Annotated in this window: 15 protein-coding genes and 2 pseudogenes; 10 read left to right on the top strand and 7 right to left on the bottom strand. The window is 73.7% G+C overall.

Annotated features, from left to right (window positions below; all coding sequences use genetic code 11):
• Nucleotides 1-9: 9 nt before the first annotated feature.
• Nucleotides 10-1,665 carry an alkaline phosphatase D family protein gene (locus ACL02T_RS08450; protein ID WP_412830051.1) on the top strand — a complete coding sequence of 552 codons (1,656 nt, stop codon included), beginning with the start codon at nucleotides 10-12 and terminating at the stop codon, nucleotides 1,663-1,665.
• A 2-nt stretch (nucleotides 1,666-1,667) separates the two neighbouring features.
• Nucleotides 1,668-2,228 carry a GNAT family N-acetyltransferase gene (locus ACL02T_RS08445; protein ID WP_412830271.1) on the top strand — a complete coding sequence of 187 codons (561 nt, stop codon included), beginning with the start codon at nucleotides 1,668-1,670 and terminating at the stop codon, nucleotides 2,226-2,228.
• On the opposite strand, the gene ACL02T_RS08440 is transcribed toward ACL02T_RS08445, so the two are convergent.
• Both ACL02T_RS08440 and ACL02T_RS08435 read right to left on the bottom strand, forming a co-directional pair.
• Nucleotides 2,200-2,916, bottom strand: coding sequence for a TetR/AcrR family transcriptional regulator (locus ACL02T_RS08440; protein WP_412830050.1), 717 nt, complete (start codon nucleotides 2,914-2,916; stop codon nucleotides 2,200-2,202). The two genes, ACL02T_RS08445 and ACL02T_RS08440, sit on opposite strands and share 29 nt — an antisense overlap.
• Nucleotides 2,917-2,992: 76 nt before the next feature.
• On the bottom strand, nucleotides 2,993-3,781 hold the full coding sequence (locus ACL02T_RS08435) for a maleylpyruvate isomerase family mycothiol-dependent enzyme (protein ID WP_412830049.1): 789 nt from the start codon (nucleotides 3,779-3,781) through the stop codon (nucleotides 2,993-2,995).
• Between the two features lie 104 nt (nucleotides 3,782-3,885).
• Here ACL02T_RS08435 and ACL02T_RS08430 point away from each other — a divergent pair, with 104 nt between their 5' ends.
• The 7 genes from ACL02T_RS08430 to ACL02T_RS08400 all read left to right on the top strand — a co-directional run bounded on the left by ACL02T_RS08430 (nucleotide 3,886) and on the right by ACL02T_RS08400 (nucleotide 14,389).
• Complete coding sequence (locus ACL02T_RS08430) at nucleotides 3,886-4,335, top strand: hypothetical protein (RefSeq protein ID WP_412830048.1); 450 nt, start codon at nucleotides 3,886-3,888, stop codon at nucleotides 4,333-4,335.
• 295 nt (nucleotides 4,336-4,630) lie between these two features.
• A complete protein-coding gene (locus ACL02T_RS08425) occupies nucleotides 4,631-4,759 on the top strand; it encodes a hypothetical protein (RefSeq protein WP_412830047.1) in 129 nt (42 codons plus the stop codon).
• A gap of 192 nt (nucleotides 4,760-4,951) precedes the next feature.
• Nucleotides 4,952-7,717, top strand: a complete 2,766-nt coding sequence (locus tag ACL02T_RS08420) for an ABC transporter ATP-binding protein (protein ID WP_412830270.1) — start codon at nucleotides 4,952-4,954, stop codon at nucleotides 7,715-7,717.
• Nucleotides 7,718-7,751: 34 nt separating this feature from the next.
• Nucleotides 7,752-8,714: a serine/threonine-protein kinase gene (locus ACL02T_RS08415; RefSeq protein ID WP_412830046.1), complete on the top strand. Its 963-nt coding sequence runs from the start codon at nucleotides 7,752-7,754 to the stop codon at nucleotides 8,712-8,714.
• A 175-nt stretch (nucleotides 8,715-8,889) separates the two neighbouring features.
• Nucleotides 8,890-12,135, top strand: a complete 3,246-nt coding sequence (icmF, locus tag ACL02T_RS08410; protein WP_412830045.1) for a fused isobutyryl-CoA mutase/GTPase IcmF — start codon at nucleotides 8,890-8,892, stop codon at nucleotides 12,133-12,135.
• Nucleotides 12,136-12,276: 141 nt separating this feature from the next.
• Nucleotides 12,277-13,611 (top strand): NAD(P)/FAD-dependent oxidoreductase, encoded by a 1,335-nt coding sequence (locus tag ACL02T_RS08405; protein ID WP_412830044.1) that lies wholly within the window; start codon nucleotides 12,277-12,279, stop codon nucleotides 13,609-13,611.
• Between the two features lie 31 nt (nucleotides 13,612-13,642).
• Nucleotides 13,643-14,389 (top strand): helical backbone metal receptor, encoded by a 747-nt coding sequence (locus ACL02T_RS08400; protein ID WP_412830043.1) that lies wholly within the window; start codon nucleotides 13,643-13,645, stop codon nucleotides 14,387-14,389.
• Nucleotides 14,390-14,458: 69 nt separating this feature from the next.
• Here the strand turns inward: ACL02T_RS08400 and ACL02T_RS08395 are convergent, their stop codons facing one another.
• The gene (locus ACL02T_RS08395; RefSeq protein ID WP_412830042.1) at nucleotides 14,459-15,976 is read right to left on the bottom strand and encodes an AMP-binding protein; all 1,518 of its coding nucleotides are present in this window, start codon (nucleotides 15,974-15,976) and stop codon (nucleotides 14,459-14,461) included.
• Nucleotides 15,977-16,084: 108 nt separating this feature from the next.
• Between ACL02T_RS08395 and ACL02T_RS08390 the strand changes: the two genes are divergently transcribed.
• Nucleotides 16,085-16,876, top strand: a complete 792-nt coding sequence (locus tag ACL02T_RS08390; protein ID WP_412830041.1) for an IclR family transcriptional regulator — start codon at nucleotides 16,085-16,087, stop codon at nucleotides 16,874-16,876.
• A gap of 9 nt (nucleotides 16,877-16,885) precedes the next feature.
• Here ACL02T_RS08390 and ACL02T_RS08385 read toward each other — a convergent pair.
• From ACL02T_RS08385 to ACL02T_RS08370, 4 genes and pseudogenes are all read right to left on the bottom strand, one after another.
• A pseudogene (locus ACL02T_RS08385) lies at nucleotides 16,886-17,891 on the bottom strand (aromatic ring-hydroxylating oxygenase subunit alpha).
• Nucleotides 17,888-19,294 carry a glycine cleavage T C-terminal barrel domain-containing protein gene (locus ACL02T_RS08380; RefSeq protein WP_412830269.1) on the bottom strand — a complete coding sequence of 469 codons (1,407 nt, stop codon included), beginning with the start codon at nucleotides 19,292-19,294 and terminating at the stop codon, nucleotides 17,888-17,890. The pseudogene ACL02T_RS08385 and the gene ACL02T_RS08380 overlap by 4 nt, the downstream one beginning before the upstream one ends.
• A 31-nt stretch (nucleotides 19,295-19,325) precedes the next feature.
• Nucleotides 19,326-19,955, bottom strand: a pseudogene (locus tag ACL02T_RS08375) (FAD-dependent oxidoreductase); the annotation flags it as partial.
• Nucleotides 19,952-20,236, bottom strand: coding sequence for a bifunctional 3-phenylpropionate/cinnamic acid dioxygenase ferredoxin subunit (locus tag ACL02T_RS08370; protein ID WP_412830040.1), 285 nt, complete (start codon nucleotides 20,234-20,236; stop codon nucleotides 19,952-19,954). The gene ACL02T_RS08370 and the pseudogene ACL02T_RS08375, both read right to left, overlap by 4 nt.
• Nucleotides 20,237-20,512: the final 276 nt, after the last annotated feature.

The following is a 20,512-nucleotide window of genomic DNA, read 5'->3' as shown; positions in this document are numbered from 1 at the left end:
CGTGCCCCGGTGACCCTTCTCCTCGGCCCCGTCCTACGGCACGTCGGCGAGACCACGGCGCTCGTCTGGGTGCAGACCGCGGCCCCCGCGACGGTGGAGGTCCTCGGCAGCAGCGCCCGCACCTTCGAGGTCGCCGGGCACCATTTCGCGCTGGTCACCGTGACCGGCCTCGAGCCGGACTCGCGGATCCCGTACGAGGTGCACGTCGACGGCCAGCGGGTCTGGCCCCTGCCGCACAGCCCGTTCCCACCCAGCGTGATCCCGACGCGCGGGCCGCGCACCGCCGGGTCGGCGCGGATCCTGTTCGGCTCCTGCCGCTACGTCAAGCTCTCGGACCGCAAGCAGGCGGCGCTCTACGGTCTCGACGCCCTCGACGCCTACGCCGCCCGCATGGCCGGCTCGCCCGTCGAGGAGTGGCCGACCGCGCTGCTGCTGCTCGGCGACCAGGTCTACGCCGACGAGCTGACCCCGCAGACCCGCCGCCGGATCGCCGGCCGGCGGGACCGGCACCCGGACTGGCCGGACGACGAGATCGTGGGGTTCGCCGAGTACGTCGGGCTCTACCGAGACTCCTGGATCGACCCGGAGATCCGCTGGGTGATGTCGACCGTGCCCACCGCGATGATCTTCGACGACCACGACGTGCGGGACGACTGGAACACCTCGGCGGCCTGGCGCGCGCAGATGGCCCGCAAGCCCTGGTGGCGCGACCGGATCCGCTCCGCGCTCGCCTCCTACTGGGTCTACCAGCACCTGGGGAACCTCTCCCCCGAGGAGCTGGCCGAGAACCCGGACTGGTCGAAGGTGCAGGCCGCGGAGGGGGACGTCTGGCCGCTGCTGGTGGACCTCGCCGACCGCGCCGACACCGAGACCGACGGCAGCAAGGGGCTCCGGTTCAGCTTCCGCTGGGACATGGGGCGCAGCCGCCTGGTGATGATCGACTCCCGCAACGCACGGATCCTCGAGGAGGGCGAGCACCTGATGCTCGGCGAGCGGGAGTTCGCCTGGGTGGAGGAGCAGGTGCTGGCCCCCGCCGCCGACGGCGGCGAGCTCGACCACGTGCTGCTCGGCACCTCCGTGCCCTGGTTGCTCGCCCCGGCCCTGGGCGACCTGGAGACGGTCAACGAGATCGCCGCGGACCGGCCCGGGTTGCGCGGCCGGATCGGCGAGGCCTTCCGGCAGGGCGCGGACATGGAGCACTGGCCGGCCTTCCGCGCCTCCTTCGACCGGCTCAGCGAGCTGGTGGGGCGGGCGGCGCGGGGCACGGGCGCACGGCCCCCGGCGAGCGTGACGGTACTGTCCGGTGACGTGCACCACAGCTACACGGCCCGGGCGGAGCTGCCCGGCGTGCCCGCCGGCGCGGCGCGCGTCCACCAGGTCGTCTGCTCCCCGGTGCACAACCACGTCCCGGCGGTCATCCGGGCCGCGTTCCGGCTGGCCTGGTCGAGGCCGGCCGCGGCATGGGCCCGGGCCTGGGCCGACCACCAGGGCGCTCCGGCGCCGGGCCTGCGCTGGGACCGCGTCGGCACTCCCCTCTTCGGCAACCACATCGCGACCCTGCTCGTCGACGGCCGCCGCGCCGAGGTGCTCTTCGAGAAGCCCCGGTCGGCCTCGGCCCTCGACGAGCGGGCCCGCGTCACCCTCAGTGCGAAGGACCAGATGTGAGCATGCTCGGACATCCCGGCCCCGGCGCGGTGCCGCTGCGCGGCGACGAGGCACCCGGGACGGACGGCACCGGGGCGCTGGCCGGGCAGACGGTCGTGCTGCGGCCCACCGAGCCGCGCCACGTCGGCGAGTTCCTGCAGGTCCTGCAGCACCCGGAGGTCGCCCGCTGGTGGGCCGGCTACGACCTCGAGCGGGTGCGCCGCGAGCTGCTCGGCCCGCACTGCTACGCAGTCGAGGCCTACCGCGCGACCGTCGGGCTGATCATGTTCCACGAGGAGGAGGACCCGGACCACCGGCACGCGGGCATCGACGTCGCCCTGCACCCGGACGCGCAGGGGCAGGGCTTCGGGGCGGACGCGGTGCGCACCCTGGCCCGGTACCTGTTCGACGTGCGCGGGCACCACCGCATCGTGATCGATCCCGCCGCGACCAACGAGCGGGCGATCCGCAGCTACGAGCGGGTCGGCTTCCGCCCGGTCGGTGTGCTGCGCGAGTACGAGCGGGGCGCCGACGGAACCTGGCACGACGGGCTGCTCATGGACCTGCTCCCCGGGGACCTGTAGCGAGCGCGGTCAGGCCGCCCACCAGCAGGTCGAGGCCGAACCGGAACCGTTCCTCGTCCGTCCCCGAGCTCAGCCGGGGCAGGAGTGCGACGAGGGTGGGGAACCGGTCGGCCGGCAGCGCCGCGACGTAGTCCTGCAGCTGCCGGGACCGGTCGTCCCACCGCCCGTACGCCTCGTCCCGGGCCCGCCCCGACCCCTCGACCGCGCTCGCGCTGACGTAGAGCCCCACGACGTCCGCGGACCACGCGACCGCGTCGTCCGGGATCCCCCCGAGGCGCAGCAGCCGCATGGTCGTCTCGGTGACCCGCAGCGCGTTCGGCCCGGGCGGGACCGACCGCAGCGCGGCGCGGGCGATGTCCCGGTAGCGCATCAGCACCGCCCGCGTGTCGACCCACAGCTGCGTGACCTGCTCCCGCCAGCGCTCCGGGTCCGGCTCGGGCAGCGGGATCTCCGCGGCCACCTCGTCGAACAGCAGCTCCACGAGCTCGTCCTTGTTCGCGACGTGCGCGTAGAGCGAGGCCGCGCCGGTCGCCAGCTCGGTCGCGACCCGGCGCATGCTCACCCCGTCGATCCCCTCCTTGCCCAGCACTCCCATCGCGGCCTCGACGATCGCCTCCCGGGACAGGGAGCGACGCGCCGACTGCTTCCGCGGGGTACGCCACGGCGGCTCGGGCAGGTCGTGCTCCACGCACCCGATTCTATGGACACGAACGGTGTCCGAAGGGAGGACATCGTGCGCTCCGAACGCCGTTCGTGCCGCGGGGTCAGTACGGGGTGGCGGCGAGCCAGGCCTCGAAGACCGCCGCGTCGCCGAACACCTCCAGCCGCGGATCGTCGGCAGGCAGCCGGCGCACGCTCGCGAGATAGAGGACGGAGGCGGGCCCGCGGACGGCGACGGTGCCCTTCGCGTGCCCGTGCTCCCAGGCGATGCCGGCCCGCTCACCGGTGCCGTCGGGGCGGATCGTCCACTCCCCCGCCGCACCGAGGTCGCCGTCCGTGGCGTGCAGATGCAGGGTGACCCCCTCGGGCAGCAGCGCCGTGCCGCGCCGGGCGGCCAGGAGGTCGAGCCACTCGGACAGCCCGTCGGCGGCGAGCGCGGGATCGAGGTCACTGTCCTGCCCCAGCGCGAGCTGCGCGTCGGCCCGGTGTGCGGTCTCCTCGTGCAGCCGCCGGCGGATCCACCAGGCGGCGGGCCGCGGCCCGGTGAAGGTCCAGGTCGGCGCGTCGGAACCGACCGCGTCGACGGCGTCGAGCACGGCCTGCGCGCCCTCGCGCAGCCACGACACGGTGCCGTCGAGGTCGGCGGGCGGCTTCCCGCCCGGGACCTGCCGCGGGTCGAGCGGCTCGGTGACCCGCTCGGTGATCATCGTCGCCGCCCACCGGTGGCCGCGTCCCACGTGGCGCAGCAACTGGCTCAGCGTCCACCCCGGGCAGGTCGGGATCTCCGTGCCGTGGTCGGCGGTGCGGACCAGCTCGGCCAGTCGCGCGTTCTCGGCGAGGAGGGCGGACCGGAGGTCGAGCGCCGGGGTGGTGGGGGCGGCGTCACTGCTCATGACCGGAACCTAACCCACGCCGCAGGAGTGCGCCGAGGCCACGCACACGGGCGGATTTCGCGGCCACGGGCATGATCCGTGATCGCCCTGGGTAAAGGGTCGACATGGCTCCCGAGCATCACGACTGGACGCGCCATGGTGCGGGACGCTCCCTGCTGTGGTGGCCGCTCTCCTCGTTCGTGCTCATGGCACTCTTCCCCGACGCCGGGATCCTCCCGATCGTGCTCTCCGGCGCCGCCCTCGCGGCGATCGGTGCCACCGGGGCCGTGGCCGCGCGGGTGCTGCAGCGGCGGGTCCGCGCCCGGCGAGCCACCGGGGCGCCGGCCGCGCTCACCGGGACAGCGCTCACCCGGGCAGCGTTCACCGGGGTCGTCGGGTCCGGGGTCGTCGGGTCCGGGGTCGTCGGGTCCGGGGTCGTCGGGTCCGGGGTCGTCGGGTCCGGGGTCGTCGACACCGTCAAGGAGACCGTGTCCGAGGTGTCCGACGCCGTCGGTGAGGCTGTCGACGCCGTGGAGACGGTCGCCGACCCCGTGGCGGAGCGCCGCGCGGCCTGACGTCCGCTCCCCCGCGCAGAGTGACGACCGGCGGAACCCGGCGATCGCCGAATTGCCGGTGATGCCGTTCACGTCACGCCCCCGAGCCTCCGTCGGCGCACGGTGACCGATCACGACACGATCACATCACCCGATCGAACAGGCCTCGCCCGGAACGTCGGACATCTCGCCCACACCGACCGTTCCACCCGATCGAGTGGGCTGTCGAGAACGTCGCAACCTCTTCCCCGCTCGCGCTTTAGGCGAGATACGCGGTCTGCACTCGCGGCCGTGTCCGAGGAGAAGGAGAAGCGACATGGACCTTTTCGGTCTCATGGGCGGCGGCCCGCGCAAGCCCAAGAAGCACGACAAGTGCTCACACTCCAAGAAGTCGTGGAGCAAGTCCCACGGCAAGAAGATGCACAAGAAGCACGGGCACAAGTGACCCGGTTGCGCTGAGCGGCGTCCGTGGCGGCGGCCCCTCCCGCGCTGCGGTGGGAGGGGCCGTCGCCGTCTCGGTCACCGCCGCCGCCCTCGCCGCCTCCCCGCGCGGCTCGCGTCCCGTCCGATCTTCCCGCCCGACGTTCCGGCCCCCGCACCTCCCCGACCTCTCCCGGACCACCGGAGGCACGTGAAGATGCCGTCCCCCACCCCACGCCACCGCGCGACGAGGCGCGGATCCCGCGCGACGCGGCCCGTCACCGGGACCGACCCCGGGCCCGGCGCCCCGCCGGCCGACGACACCCGCCCGGGCCCCGTCGAGCCACCGGGCGAGGTCGCGACCGGCGCCGACGTCGAGACCGGTCCCGACACCGACACCGGTCCCGCGGCCCGGGCCGGCGACGCCGGAGCCCTGCTGCCCGAAGCCCCCCACCTCACCGTGCGGCAGATCTTCCGCCGGTTCTGGCCCTACACCGCCGGCTTTCGCGGCCGCTTCGCACTCGGCCTGCTCCTCTCCGCGGTCGGCCCGCTGACGGTCGCGGCCAGCCTGTGGCTGTTCAAGATCCTGATCGACGACGTGCTGGCCCCGCAGGACTACGCGCTGCTGCCCTGGGTGATCGGCGCCTATCTCGTCGTCTCCCTCGTGGGCGCGATCGTCGACTATTTCGACTCGTACGTCTCCGCATGGGTCGGTGAACGATTCGTCCTCGTCCTGCGCACGCGCGTGTTCGCCCACCTGCAGCGGCTCTCGCTCGGATTCTTCGAACGGCGCCAGCTCGGCGACGTGATGTCCCGCTTGTCCGGCGACGTCGGCGCGATCGAGGAACTCGTCCTGACCGGTGTCGCGATGGCCGTGACGTACGGCGTCCAGGTGGTCGTCTTCACCGCACTGCTCTTCCACCTCAACTGGCAGCTGGCGCTGATCGCGGTCGCGGCCGCGCCGGTGTTCGGCCTGGCGTCGCGCTACTTCGCCCGCCGGATCAAGAGCGCGTCGCGGGAGAAGCGGCGGCGCACCGGAGGGATCGCGGCGGTCGCCGAGGAGAGCCTCGGCAACGTCGCCCTCGTGCAGGCCTACGGTCGGCAGGCGAGCGAGACCGAGCGGTTCCACCGGGAGAGCCGGGGGGCCTTCGCCGCGCAGATGGTGGCGGTGCGGCTCAAGTCGTTGTTCGGGCCGCTGGTCGGGATGCTCGAGGTCGTCGGCGTGCTGACGGTGCTCGGCGTGGGCGTCTGGCAGATGGCCAGCGGCAACCTGACCCTCGGCGGCCTGCTCGTGTTCACCGGCTACCTCAGCCAGCTGTTCGGCCCCGTCCGCGGCTTCGGCGAGATGGGCAACACGATCTACGCCGCGGCGGCCGGCGCCGAGCGCGTCATCGAGCTGCTCGACGAGAAGCCCCGGGTCACCGACCGCCCGGATCCCGTGCGGATCGAGCGGGCCCGTGGTGACCTGCGCCTCGAGGACGTCACCTTCACCTACCCGGGCACCACCGGGCCCGCGCTGGAGCGGGTGTCGATCCTCGTCCCGCGCGGACACACCGTGGCCGTGGTCGGCCCCAGCGGGGCCGGCAAGACCACGTTGACGAAGCTCCTGCTGCGCTTCTACGACCCGGACGCCGGCTCGGTGGTGCTCGACGGTCACGACCTGCGCGAGCTCGCGCTGGCCGACATCCGGCGCAATGTGGCGGCGCTGCTGCAGGAGACCCTGGTGTTCGACGGCACGGTCCGCGACAACATCCTGTGGGGCCGTCCGGACGCGAGCGAGGCCGAGATCGTCGAGGCCGCCCGGGCCGCCGACGCGCACGAGTTCATCACCGCGCTGCCGGACGGCTACGACACCCGGGTCGGCCAGCGCGGCCGGCTGCTCTCCGGCGGGCAGCGGCAGCGGCTGGCGATCGCGCGGGCGATGGTCCGCGACGCGCCCGTGCTCATCCTCGACGAGCCGACGACGGGGCTCGACGCCGCCGCCACCGAGCGCGTCCTCACGCCGCTGCGTCGGCTGATGGCGGGCCGCACCACCCTCGTGATCAGCCACAACCTGCTCACGGTGACCGACGCGGACCAGATCGTGTACCTCGAGCACGGGCGGATCACCGCCACCGGACGGCACCGCGAGCTGCTCGCTCGCAGCCCCGGCTACGCCGAGCTGTACCGGTTGCACCACCCCGGCGAGGCGCTCGGCGCCGAGCCGCTGCCCGGCGCGCTGCGCGACGGGTTCGACGGAGCCGACGGGCTTGCGCGGGCCGACGGGCTCGCCGGGGCCGACGGGCTCGCCGGGGCGGACGGGTTCCACGGCGGCCTCGACGCCCGTTTCGGCGACCTCACCGCGGATCTCGCCGCACTCGACACCGCCTCCTGGCCCGCGGACCCGTGGGCACGAACCACCCTGCTGCCGGCCTTCCGGGCCCCCGGTCCGCACGTCGGGCTCTCCGAGCTCGCCCCCGTGTCGGGTCCGGAGACGCCGTGGCGCCGGGCCCTCCCGGCGCGCCGTAGTGTGATGGTCGAGCCGGCGGCCGCCGCGGAACCGGGCGGACCGGACGCCGCACCCACGGAGCGGTTCGCCGCCGTCCACCGGTCCTCCGAGGTGCTCGGCGGGCGGCATCGCGCGAGGATCGACCGGGCGGGGTCCGACCCCGTGGGAGGTGACCCCGTGGGAGGTGACCCCGTGGGAGGTGACCCCGTGGGAGGTGACCCCGTGGGAGGTGGCCCCGTGGCGTTCGCGGCGCTGGGGTTCGCTCCGGCCGGGTTCGGCGCGACGGGGTCCAGCGGTGCCGGGCTCGGTGGTGGTGCTGGGCTCGGTGGTGGTGCTGGGCTCGGTGGTGGTGCTGGGCTCGGTAATGGTGCGGAGTTCGACGGTGCGGGGGTCGAGGAGATGCGGGCGACGACGGGGACGGAGCGTGCGGACGGCTGGGCGGACGAGTTCGGTGCGCGCACCGGCTGGAGCGCGCACCAGGGCGGTCGCCGGTGAACCACCGCCGGGCGGCCCGGGTCGCGGACGCGCGATGAGTGCCGCCGCGCTGGAGCCGGATCCGCACCCGGATCCGGCTCCCGGCGGCCTCCACGAGGCCGGTCCCCCCGTCGACCCCGACCTCGACGGCCCGCCCCCGCTCGCCCCCGGCCGGGAGGTCGCGCCGGGCTACAGCGTGGTCCAGCACCTGCGCCGCGGCGAGGACTACGACACCTACGACGCGTGGAGCGCCGTGCACCACTGCCACACGGTGGTGAAGGTGCTGCGCCCCGACCTGGTGGGCGACGCCCGCACCCGCCGGGCGCTGCTGCGCGAGGCCCGGTTGCTGCGCAGCCTGCGGCACCCCTACATCGTGCGGCTGCTGGATCTCGTCGACGAGCGGGGCCCGGCCCCGGTCCTGGTGCTGGAGTCGCTGCCCGGCGGCACGCTCTCCGACGCGCTCGACGGCTACGGCCGCTTCCCCGAGACCGCCCTCGCGCACCTCGGGCAGCAGCTCGGCGCGGCACTGCGGTACCTGCACGAGCACGGCCGGGTGCACTGCGACGTCAAGCCCAGCAACATCGTGGTCAGCGCGGGGGTCACCCGGGTGATCGACCTGGCGCTCGCCCGGGCACCCGGTCCCGCCCCGGCCGAGGTCGGCAGCGCGCGGTACATGGCGCCCGAGCAGATCCTCGGCGGGATCGTCACCCCCGCCACGGACGTGTGGGCGGTCGGGGTCGTCCTGCACGAGGCCGCGACCGGCGTCCGCCCCTTCCCCGACGGCGTGGCGGACCCCGAGCAGACCGGCTCGCACAGCCTCTCCCGCACCGACTCCACGCACCCGCGGGCGGCCCTGGCCCGGCTCTACCCCCAGCTGCTCAAGCCGGCCCCCCGCCTGCGGTCGCGGCGGCGCCTGCCGGTCCGCGTGGCCTCCGTGCTCGACGGCTGCCTGCTCACCGATCCCGCCGCCCGGCCCGGCCTCGCCGAGGTCCACGCCGCCCTCGACACCCTGCTCTGACCGGCACCGCTCCGGTGCCCATCGCCACTCGTCGAGCGGCGGGAACGACCGTTCACCGGGTCGCGCGTGCCGGCGCGGCGGACGGACGGACGTCACATCCTGATCTCTTGTACGTCCGATACTAGGATGTCAAACTAAATGTGCGGGGTACGTCGTCGTGCAGGAGGTCCGATCCATGGGTGACAGCGAGCTCTACGTCCCGAAGAATCCGATTCGCTTCGTCACGGCGGCGAGCCTGTTCGACGGGCACGACGCGGCGATCAACATCATGCGGCGCATCCTGCAGCGGCAGGGCGCCGAGGTGATCCACCTGGGTCACAACCGCTCGGTCGACGAGGTCGTCACCGCGGCGATCCAGGAGGACGTGCAGGGCGTCGCCATCAGCTCCTACCAGGGCGGGCACGTCGAGTACTTCTCCTACCTGGTCGAGCTGCTGCGCGAGCGCGGCGCCGGGCACGTGAAGGTGTACGGCGGCGGGGGCGGCGTGATCGTCCACGAGGAGATCGAGCTGCTGCACTCCCGCGGCGTCGCGCGGATCTTCTCCCCGGACGACGGCCAGCGCCTCGGCCTGCCCGGCATGATCAACCTGATGATCCGCGAGTGCGACACCGACCTCGCGACCGAGCCCCCGGCGTCGTACGACGGGGTGTTCACCGGCGAGACCGCCACCCTCGCCCGCGCGCTCACCCTGGCCGAGTCCGGGAGGCTGCCGGCCGAGGTGCTGGAGCGGGTCAAGGCCTCCGAGAAGCAGGTCCCGGTCCTGGGCATCACCGGCACCGGCGGCTCCGGCAAGTCCTCGCTCACCGACGAGCTGGTCCGCCGCTTCCGCCTCGACCAGGAGGACAAGCTCCGCATCGCGGTGCTGGCCGTGGACCCGACCCGCCGGAAGGGCGGCGGCGCGCTGCTCGGCGACCGGATCCGGATGAACTCGCTTTCCGGGCCTGCCGGCGCTGGAGGCCATCACGTCGACCAGGTCTACTTCCGCTCCCTGGCCACCCGCGGCAACGACGGCGTGATCCCCGAGAACCTCGGCGACGTCATCTCCGTGCTCAAGGCCGCCGGGTTCGACCTGGTCATCGTCGAGACCCCGGGCATCGGCCAGGGCGACGCCGGCATCGTGCCCTTCGTCGACCGCTCGCTGTACGTGATGACGCCGGAGTTCGGCGCCGCGTCGCAGCTCGAGAAGATCGACATGCTGGACTTCGCCGACGTCGTGGCGATCAACAAGTTCGAGCGCCGCGGGGCGGAGGACGCGCGCCGCGACGTGGGCCGCCAGCTCGTGCGCAACCGGGACGCGTTCGGCGAGAGCTGGGAGGACATGCCGGTCTACGGCACCTCCGCCGCCACCTTCAACGACGACGGCGTGACCGCGCTCTACCAGGAGCTCGGCGCGCTGCTGTCGGAGAACGGCCTGACGCTGCACGACGGCCGGCTGCCGAAGGTGGACCGCAAGACCTCCACCGAGTACGCGGCGGTCATCCCGCCGGAGCGGGTGCGCTACCTGGCCGAGATCGCCGAGACCGTGCGCGGCTACCACGAGGACACGGAGTCCGAGGCGACCAAGGCCCGCGTCCGCCAGCACCTGCGCACCGCCCGCGAGCTCGTGGGCGACGGCGTCGACGAGGCCCTGCAGAAGGCCGAGCAGGACCTGTCGAGCGACTCCGCGCAGCTGCTCGACACCTGGCCGCAGGTCGTCGAGGACTACTCGGGTGACCAGCTCGTGGTGAAGGTCCGCGACAAGGAGCTGCGTACCCAGCTCACCCGGGAGACGTTGTCGGGCAACAAGGTCCCGCGTGTCGCGCTGCCGCGCTACACCGAGGACGCCGAGCTGCTGCGCTTCCTGCGCAAGGAGAACCTGCCCGGGAAGTTCCCCTTCACCGCCGGGGTGTTCCCGTTCAAGCGGGAGGGCGAGGACCCGGCGCGGATGTTCGCGGGCGAGGGCGACCCGTTCCGCACCAACCGCCGGTTCAAGTACCTGTCCGAGGACTCGGAGGCCAAGCGGCTCTCCACGGCGTTCGACTCGGTGACCCTCTACGGGCACGACCCGGACACCCGCCCGGACATCTACGGCAAGGTCGGCACGTCCGGCGTCTCGATCGCGACGCTCGACGACATGAAGGAGCTCTACGCCGGCTTCGACCTCTGCTCGCCCACCACCTCGGTGTCGATGACGATCAACGGCCCGGCGCCGACGATCCTGGCGTTCTTCCTCAACGCCGCGGTGGACCAGCAGGTCGAGAAGTTCCGCGAGGAGGAGGGCCGCGAGCCCGACGAGGCCGAGCGCGAGGAGCTGACCGCCTTCGCCTACGCCAACGTCCGCGGCACGGTGCAGGCCGACATCCTCAAGGAGGACCAGGGCCAGAACACCTGCATCTTCTCCACCGAGTTCTCGCTCCGGATGATGGCCGACATCCAGGAGTGGTTCATCCAGCACAAGGTGCGGAACTTCTACTCCGTGTCGATCTCGGGCTACCACATCGCCGAGGCCGGGGCGAACCCCATCAGCCAGCTCGCGTTCACGCTGTCCAACGGCTTCACGTTCGTGGAGAGCTACCTCGCGCGCGGCATGGACATCGACGACTTCGCGCCGAACCTGTCCTTCTTCTTCTCCAACGGCATGGACGCCGAGTACACGGTCATCGGCCGGGTCGCGCGGCGGATCTGGTCGGTGGCGATGCGCGAGCGCTACGGCGCCAACGAGCGTTCGCAGAAGCTGAAGTACCACGTCCAGACGTCGGGCCGGTCCCTGCACGCGCAGGAGATGAACTTCAACGACATCCGGACCACCCTGCAGGCCCTCTGCGCGCTCTACGACAACGCGAACTCGTTGCACACCAACGCCTACGACGAGGCGATCACCACTCCGACCGAGTCCTCGGTGCGGCGCGCGATGGCGATCCAGCTGATCATCAACCGCGAGTGGGGCCTGTCGATGAACGAGAACCCGCTGCAGGGCTCGTTCGTCGTCGACGAGCTCACCGACCTCGTCGAGGAGGCCGTGCTGGCCGAGTTCGACCGGATCGCCGAGCGCGGCGGCGTGCTGGGCGCCATGGAGACCGGCTACCAGCGCGGCAAGATCCAGGACGAGTCGATGCTCTACGAGCACCGCAAGCACGAGGGCACGCTCCCGATCGTCGGCGTCAACACCTTCCGCAAGCCCGGCGCGGACGACGAGGAGCCCGTCGAGATCGAGCTGGCCCGCGGCACCGAGGCCGAGAAGCAGTCCCAGCTCGACCGGCTGGCGGACTTCCAGGCCCGGCACAAGTCCGAGGCCGAGCAGGCGATCCGCCGGCTGCAGGACGTCGCCACCGGCGAGGGCAACGTGTTCGACGAGCTGATGCGGGCCGCCCGGGTCTGCTCGCTGGGGCAGCTCACGGACGCCTTCTTCGAGGTGGGGGGCCAGTACCGGCGCAACATGTAGCGCGGCTGCGCGGCCGGTGCGTGGTCGGTGGTGCCCGGTACCACCGACCACGCACCGGTGCCGGAAGCGCACCTCCCCCGGCATGCACCGGCGGTGTGCCGGGTACGCGCCGTGGTGAAGCGTGCGCGAAGGAGGAATCGGATGGCCCGGCCGAAGGTCGTGGTGGTGGGCGGGGGCTTCGGCGGGGTCTACGCGGCCCGCCGGCTCGCCCGCGCCGACGTGGACCTCACCCTGCTGGACCGCACGACGACGTCGTTGTTCCAGCCGCTGCTCTACCAGTGCGCCACCGGGCTGCTGTCCGAGGGACAGATCACCACGCCGCTGCGCACCCTGATGCGCCGGCACCGCAACGTGCGCGTGGTCCTCGGCGAGGCGTGCGACCTCGACGCGACCGCGCGCGTGCTCACCGCCCGCCGCCCCGACGACACCACCTTCGAGCTGGCCTACGACCAGCTGATCGTCGCCGCCGGCATGCGGCAGTCCTACCTCGGCCACCCCGAGTTCGCCGTCCACGCGCCGGGCATGAAGACGATCGACGACGCGCTCGCGATCCGCCGCCGCGTCCTCGGCGCGTTCGAGATGGCGGAGACCCTGCCGGATCCGGCGGACCGGGCCGAATGGCTGACCTTCGCCGTGGCCGGCGGCGGCCCGACGGGTGTCGAGCTGGCCGGGCAGATCCGCGAGTACGCCGTGCACGCCATCGAGCGGGAGTACCGCCACATCGACCCGACCGAGGCACGGGTGCTGCTGTTCGACGGCGGGGACCGGGTGCTCAAGTCGTTCGGGCACAACCTCACGGAGAAGGCGCAGGCGGTGCTCGACCGGCTGGGCGTCGAGACCGTCTTCGGGGTGCACGTCACCGAGGTCGACGAACGCGGGGTCGTCGCCACCGCGAAGAAGCCCGGACCGGACGGGACGCGGCAACGGACCCGCTACCAGGCCCGCACCGTGCTGTGGACCGCCGGTGTCGAGGCGGCGCCGTTCCTGGAGATGGTGGCCAAGGAGACCGGGGCGACCCAGGACCGGCAGGGGCGCATCCCCGTCGAACCCGACCTCACCGTGGCCGGGCACCCCGAGGTCCGTGTGGTCGGCGACGTGATGAGCCTCGACGACCTGCCGGGCGTGGCCGAGGTCGCGATGCAGTCCGGGCGGCACGCGGGCGAGGACGCCCGGCGCGTGCTGCGCGGGGAGCCCACCCGTCCCTTCCGCTACCGGGACCTCGGCAACGCCGCCTACCTCTGCCGCCGGCACGCCCTGCTGGAGAAGGGGCGCTTCCGGGCCGACGGGTTCCTCGGCTGGGTCCTCTGGGGAGTCATCCACATCGCCTTCCTGGCCGGCGTGCACAACCGCTTCACCACCCTGCTGAACTGGGCGATCTCGCTGGCCGCGGACCGCCGCGGCGAGCGGGCCTACCCGCTCGGCAACCCGACCACGGCCGTGCGCCCCTACACCGAGAAGTACGTCCGCCCGGACTAGTGAGGTGACCAGGCCGCACTACCCTGGAGGCATGGTGATCGACGACGAGGGCACCCCGGTCGACCTCCCGGCGAAGGTCGAGCGGATCGTGTCGATCGTCCCGTCGCTGACCGAGGCGGTGGGGGCCACGGACGTGTCCCGGCTGGTGGGCGCCACGGACTGGTGCACCCACCCCGGTGACCTCGACGTGGCGCGGGTGCGCGGCACGAAGAACCCCGACGTCGAGGCGATCGTCGCGCTCGAGCCGGACCTGGTGCTGGCCAATCAGGAGGAGAACAAGCCGGGCGACCTGCAGCGGCTGCGCGACGCGGGGCTCGCGGTCTACGTGACCGACATCCGGACCGTCGACGGCGGGCTCGACTCGCTCGGCCGCATGCTCGCCGCGTGCGGGTTCGACGAGCCGGCGTGGCTCACCGAGGCCCGCCGCCTGTGGGCCGCGTTGCCGGAGCCGGCCGAACGGCGGCGCGCCGTGGTGCCGATCTGGCGCAAGCCGTGGATGGCATGCGGCTCGGACACGTTCACCGGCGCGGTGCTCGCCCGTCTCGGAGTCGACAACGTGCTCGCCGACTCCCCCGAGCGCTACCCGCGTGTCGACCCGGCCGACCTGCCCGCGCACGACCTCGTCGTGCTGCCGGACGAGCCCTACGTCTTCACCGCCGACGACGGCCCCGAGGCCTTCACCGCGCCGTCCGTGCTGGTCAGCGGGCGGCTGCTGACCTGGTACGGACCGAGCCTGGTCGAGGCGGCCCGGGTGTTGCCGCAGGCCCTGCGGCGCTAGGAATCAGGCCCCGGGGATCTGGCCCGGGGATCGGGCCCGGGGATCGGGCCCGGGGGTCGGGCCCGGGGGTCAGGCCCCCGGGGGTCGGGCGCTGCGCGGCGGGGATCCCTGCGGGAGGCGGGCCTGCCGCAGTGCGCTGCGCCGGATCTTGCCCGCGTCGTCCCGCAGGGGTTCGGTGGTGAGCTCGACCGTGCGCGGCACCTTGTACGGGGCGAGCCTGGCGCGCACGAACTCGCGCAGCTCCTCCTCCGCGACGGTTCCCCCGCCGTTCCCGCCGGCGGGACCACCGACCTGGACGATCGCGTGCACCACATTGCCGTAGTCCTCGTCGGGCAGCCCGATCACCGCCGCCGAGAGCACCGCGGGATGCGCGCAGAGCGCGGACTCGACCTCCGCCGGGTACACGTTGGCGCCGCCGACGAGGATCATGTCCGTCTGCCGGTCGGCGAGGTAGAGGTAGCCGTCGGCGTCGAAGGAACCCATGTCCCCCAGCGACTCCCACCCGTCGCGCTCGCGCGCCTCGGCGCCGATGTACCGGTAGGTCGGCGCCTCGCCGTCGCCCCGCATCCAGATCTCGCCGACCTCGCCGGGCGGCAGCTCCCGGAAGTCCTCGCTCCGCACGCTCATCCGGCCGCGCTGCACCCGCCCGACCGAGCCGGGCCGGTCGAGCCACTCCCGGCCGTCGATCATGCAGTTGGCCTGGGCCTCCGTGCCCGAGTACAGCTCGATCACCGTCTCCGGCGACTCGACCCACTCCAGCCAGCCCCGCTTGACGTGCGGCGGGCAGGGCGCGCCGACGTGCAGCACGGTACGCAGCGAGGACAGGTCCGCCGCGGCCCGCACCTCTGCGGGCAGCCGCAGCATCCGGCCCATCATCGTGGGCACCACGTACAGCCAGGTCGCCCGGTGCCGGGCCACGAGGTCGAGCGCGCGGGCGGCGTCGAAGCGCCCCATGAGGACGACGTGGTGGCCCTGCAGCAGCGCCATCAGCGAGAACATGTACGGCGCGTTGTGGTAGAGCGGCGCGGTCGACAGGAACACCCCGTCCCGGTCGATCCGCAGCAGCGGGGCGCGGGCGAGCACGGCCTCGACGCTCGCCTCCTGCCCCGCGACGATCAGCTTCGGACGGCCCGTGCTGCCGCCCGAGGTCGGGGCCTTCCACGAGGGGCCGACCACGTCGGGCAGCGGGGTGGCGTCGCCGCTGGAGAGGTCCTCGTCGCCGGTCAGCCAGGCCCGCCCGGCGCCCGGGTCGAGCCCCACGACCAGCGCGGGATCGGCGATCTCCACGAGCGCGGCGAGCTCCGCGGGCGGGAGCCGGTGGGACAGCGGCTGCGGCACCGCCCCGAGCTTCCACGCGGCCAGCGAGCACTCGACGTGCCGGATCCCGTTGGGCAGCGCGATCGAGACGAAGTCCCCGTACCCGACCCCGTGCTCGGCGAGCCGCCGGGCCAGGCGGGTGGAACGCTCGTCGAGCTCCCGGCGGGTCACGCCGCCGTGGTCGTCGGTGAGCGCGGGGGCGTCGGGCGCGGCGGCGGCGAGCTCCCGCAGCCGGACGGCGAGGGCGGTGCGGTCGGCGCAGCTCGGCATCTCGCTGAGCATCGCTCACGACCTGGGCCCGCGGCAAGGTCGACGCTGCCTCGCCCCACCCTGTCGGGGCCGAGCACGCTCGAGTGGCGGAACACCTATAGTTCCGCCATGAGCAACACGGAGCGCACGCGAGACGGGGGCGTGCAGTCCGTGGACCGCGCCATCACCGTCCTGGAGATCCTGGCCCGCCGCGGCGAGGCCGGCGTGAGCGAGGTGGCCACCGAGCTCGAGGTGCACAAGTCCACCGCGTTCCGGCTGCTCGGCGCGCTGGAGGACCGGGGGCTCGTCGAGCAGGCCACCGACCGCGGCAAGTACACCCTCGGGTTCGGCCTGATCCCGCTGGCCGGGGCCGTCTCCGGTCGGCTCGACGTCACCCGGCTGGGCCGGGAGTCCTGCGAGCGGCTGGCCCAGGAGTTCGGCGAGACGGTCAACATCGCCGTGCTGCAGGACCAGTACGCCGTCAACGTGCACCAGGCCCGCGGGCCGTCGACGGTGCTGACCTACAACTGGATCGGCCGCATCACCCCGCTGCACTGCACGTCGAGCGGCAAGGCGCTGATCGCCTGGCTCGGGCCGGCGGACCTCGACCCGCTGCTCAAGGAGGCCCTCGACCACCCCGAACCCTTCACCGACCACACCCTGACCACCCGCGACGCGGTCGACGCCGACCTGCGCCGGGTCCGCGACGCGGGGTACGCGGTCGTCGTGGAGGAATACGAGCTGGGGCTGAACGCCGTGGCCGCCCCGATCCGCGACCAGTCGGGCGGGGTCGCCGCCGCGCTGTCCCTCTCCGGCCCCAGCTACCGCCTCCCGCCCGAGCGCCTGGAGGACCTCGCCCCGACGGTCGTCGAGGCCGCCCGCGCCATCAGCCGCAGGATGGGCTGGTGGAAGGACGGGTGAGGCGGCGCGTCAGCGCAGTCCGGCCCGGACCCAGTCGTGGAACTCGGCGATGTGATGCTCGCTGGGGACGAGGCTGCCGCCGCGGGCGTAGACGCGGCTGGACATCGCCGGCTGGGTGCGCTCGCAGGCCGCGAAGTCCTGGGCGTTGACCCGGTGGAACAGCTCGACCGAGCGGTCCAGGTCCACGCCGGACCCCACGACCTCGGGCAGGAACAGCCAGTCGCACTCCACCAGCGTCCGGTCCACGGCGACCGGCGTCATCCGGTGCACGACGACGTGATCGGGCACGAGGTTCACGAACACCCCGGGCCGGATCGTGACGGCGTAGTACCGGCGGTCCTGGTCCGCGGCGACCCCGGGGATGCGGGTGTGCCCCGCGGAGCCGTCGACCGTGAAGCCCTGCACCTGCCCGCCGAACTCGGCGCCGTGGCCCACGTAGTACTGCGCGGCGTAGCCGTCGGCGAACTCCGGGAGCACCTCGGTGAGCTCCGGGTGGATGGTCGCGCAGTGGTAGCACTCCATGGGGCTGGGGCGCCGCGCACACCCACACGTAGCCGAGCCACTCGCGGACAGCAACGGGCGCGAGCCCGTACCCGACGAGGTCGACGTCGGGCATCTCGGTCAGGTTCGGCGCGGCGATGAGCCTGCCGGTCAGGTCGTAGGTCCAGGCGTGGTAGGGGCACTGCAGCTTGTTGCGGACCGCGCCCTCCGGCTCGACGCACAGCCGCGCGCCCCGGTGCCGGCAGACGTTGAAGAACGCGCGGACGACCCGGTCCCGGCCGCGCACGACGACGACGGACTCGCGGCCGACGTGCACGGTCCGGTAGGAGCCGGGCCCGGTCAGGTCGGCGGCGAGGACGGCACACACCCATCCCGCCTCGACGATCCGTTCCTGCTCGGCCGCGAAGATCGCGGGATCGGTGTACCGGTGCCCCGGCAGCGTGGGCACGAGGCTGCCACCGGAGGCGGAGCCGGCCGCCGCGGCGGTGACCGGGGGTCGTCCGGGTGCGGTCATGGGCGGAGACGCTTTCCCTCGGGGTCGAACAGGGGCTCGGCGGCGACCACGCCGGGCAGGCGGGCACCGAAGTACTCGACGGCCACCGGCGTGCCCGGGGCGGCGAGGTCGGCCGGCAGCCAGGCGTAGGCGATGGCGGCGTCGATCGTCGGGCCGTAGGCCGCGCTGGTCACGTGGCCGACGGCGGTGTCGCCGGAGTAGACCGGCTCGGCGCCCATGACGACGTCCGTCGGGTCGTCCATGAGCACGGGAACCAGCCGGCGCCGCGGGTCGGCCGACACAGCCGCGGCACCCGGGTACTCCCCCGGCTTGACGGCGAAGGCGAGCCCGGCCTCGGTGGGCCGGTCCTCGCTGGTCATGTCGAGGCCGGCGGCCCGGTAGCCCTTCTCCAGGCGCAGGCTGGTGAACGCGTGCCGGCCGGCGGCGACCATGCCGTGCCCGGCGCCGGCCGCCCACAGCGCGTCCCACAACGCGAGGCCCCGGTCGGCGGAGGTGTACAGCTCCCAGCCCAGCTCGCCGACGCAGGACACGCGTAGCGCGAGCACCGGCACCGCGCCGACGTGGATCCGGCGGGCCCGGAAGTAGCCGAACGACAGGTCGTCGGTCGAGACCGCGGACAGGACGTCGAGCGCCCGCGGGCCCCACAGCCCGACCCCGCAGGTCCCGGCGGTCACGTCCCGGACCGCGACGCCCGCGGGCGCGACGCGCCGCAGCCGGTCCACGTCCACCTCGCCGTTGGCCCCGACCCGGAACAGCTCCTCGTCGAGCCGGGTCACGGTGAGGTCGGAGAGCACGCCCCCCGCCTCGGTGAGCATCAGGGTGTAGACGACCCGGCCCACCGCCACGTCGACCTCGTTGCTGGTCAGGCCGTCGAGGAAGGCACAGGCACCGGGTCCGGACACCTCGACGCGGGTCAGCGGCGTCATGTCGTAGAGGCCCACGCGGTCGCGCGTCGCGAGCGCCTCGGCCCCGGCGGCCGGCGACCAGTGCCGGGCGGCCCACTCCCCGCGCCGCGGGATCCGGGCGACCTCGCGCAAGCCGGCGTTGGACTCGAACCACAGCGGCCGCTCCCAGCCGCCGATCTCGGTGAACACCGCGCCGAGCTCCTGCTGGCGCAGGTGGAAGGGGCTGGTCCGCATCGGACGCGGTCCGGCCGGGGGGTCCAGCGGGTGCACGATGTCGTACACCTCGGCGAAGTTCCGCGACGCGCGCTGCTCGACGTAGGCCGGGCTGCGCTGGGCCTCGGTCACGCGGTTGAGGTCGCAGCCGTGGACGTCGAGCGAGGGGTGCCCGTCGACGAGCCACTCCGCGAGCGCCCGCGCCACCCCGCAGGAGTGGGGGACCCACACGGCCTCGGCCACCCAGTACCCCCGCAGGTCGGGGTGCTCGCCGAGCAGCGGCATGCCGTCCGCGGTGAACGAGAACACGCCGTTGAAGCCGTGCTCGATCCGCACGCCCTCCAGCGCCGGCAGCAACGCCTGCGCGTCGGCGAAGGCCGGCGCCCAGTCGCAGCACCTCCACCACCCGCTGCCCGCCGAGGAACCGCGCGCCCCGGGCGATCGCCCGGCGCGCCTGGGCCTCCACGGCCCGCGGTGCCTTGGCCAGCCCGTCCGTCGGGACGTGCAGGCCGGCCAGGACGCGGTCGGCCGGCAGGAGCGGGTGCAGCGCGGCGCACTCGTCCGGCCCGACGACCGTCGACTCCACGCCGACGGAGCTGAGGAACCCGTGCCGGCGCCACAGCTCGTCGACGCGGGCGGGCTCGGTCGCGACCTCCAGGCCGCCGACCTGGTCGAAGCACCAGCGCCCGGCCGGATCGGGACCGTCGAGCTCGAGCGCGCCCAGCTTCTCGACGGTGTACGTCGCGAACCGCGCCAGGGTGCGCGAGGGGTTCGCCTGGAACACCAGCCCCTGCGCGTGCGAGGAGGACCCGCCGGGCAGGGACCGGGCTCCCCGGTCCAGCACGGTCACGTCCGTCCAGCCGCGCCCGGTCAGCTCGTCGGCGACCGCGGCCCCGACGACACCGGAGCCGATGACGACGACGCGGGGGGATGCCGGCCGGCTCATGAGGCGACGTACCGGCGCGCCCCCGCGGGCAGGTGCGGGCTCTTCTCCGACAGCTGGACGTGGACCGCGCCGTCCTCGACCACCACGGTGTGCGTGCGGATCGGGTACTGCGCCAGGAGGCCGTCGGCCTCACCGGTGCGCAGGTCGAAGACCGCCGCGTGCAGCGGGCACTCGACGGCGCAGTCCTCGACGAAGCCGTCGGCGAGCGAGGCGTCGGCGTGCGTGCAGGTGTCGTCGACGGCGAACAGTTCCCCGTGAGGCCAGTCACCACCCACTGTCAAGGGCGGGAGAACGCACGGAACAGAGATGTCCGGATTCGATCCGGGGGCGAAACGACCCGGTAACAGGAGCTACGCCGGACGGCCGAGCATCGCGCAGCGGTGGGGGCCCGACGTCCGGGGCGGGGACCCGGCGTGCCGCGAGGAACTGCGGCGGGAGGAGCTCGTGGGGGCGACGACCGGGAGGAGCCGCCCGGCCGGTCGACGGGCCGGGCCGGGCGGTCCCGCCGGGTCAGCGGGCGCGGCGGCCCCGGTTCCAGCCGCCCAGGATGCCGAGGG

Source organism: Pseudonocardia oceanicola, from assembly GCF_047200735.1.
In the GTDB taxonomy this organism is placed as follows: Bacteria; Actinomycetota; Actinomycetes; order Mycobacteriales; family Pseudonocardiaceae; genus Pseudonocardia.
Note: the sequence above shows the minus strand (reverse complement) of the source record. Positions and strands in the feature narration are given on the sequence as shown.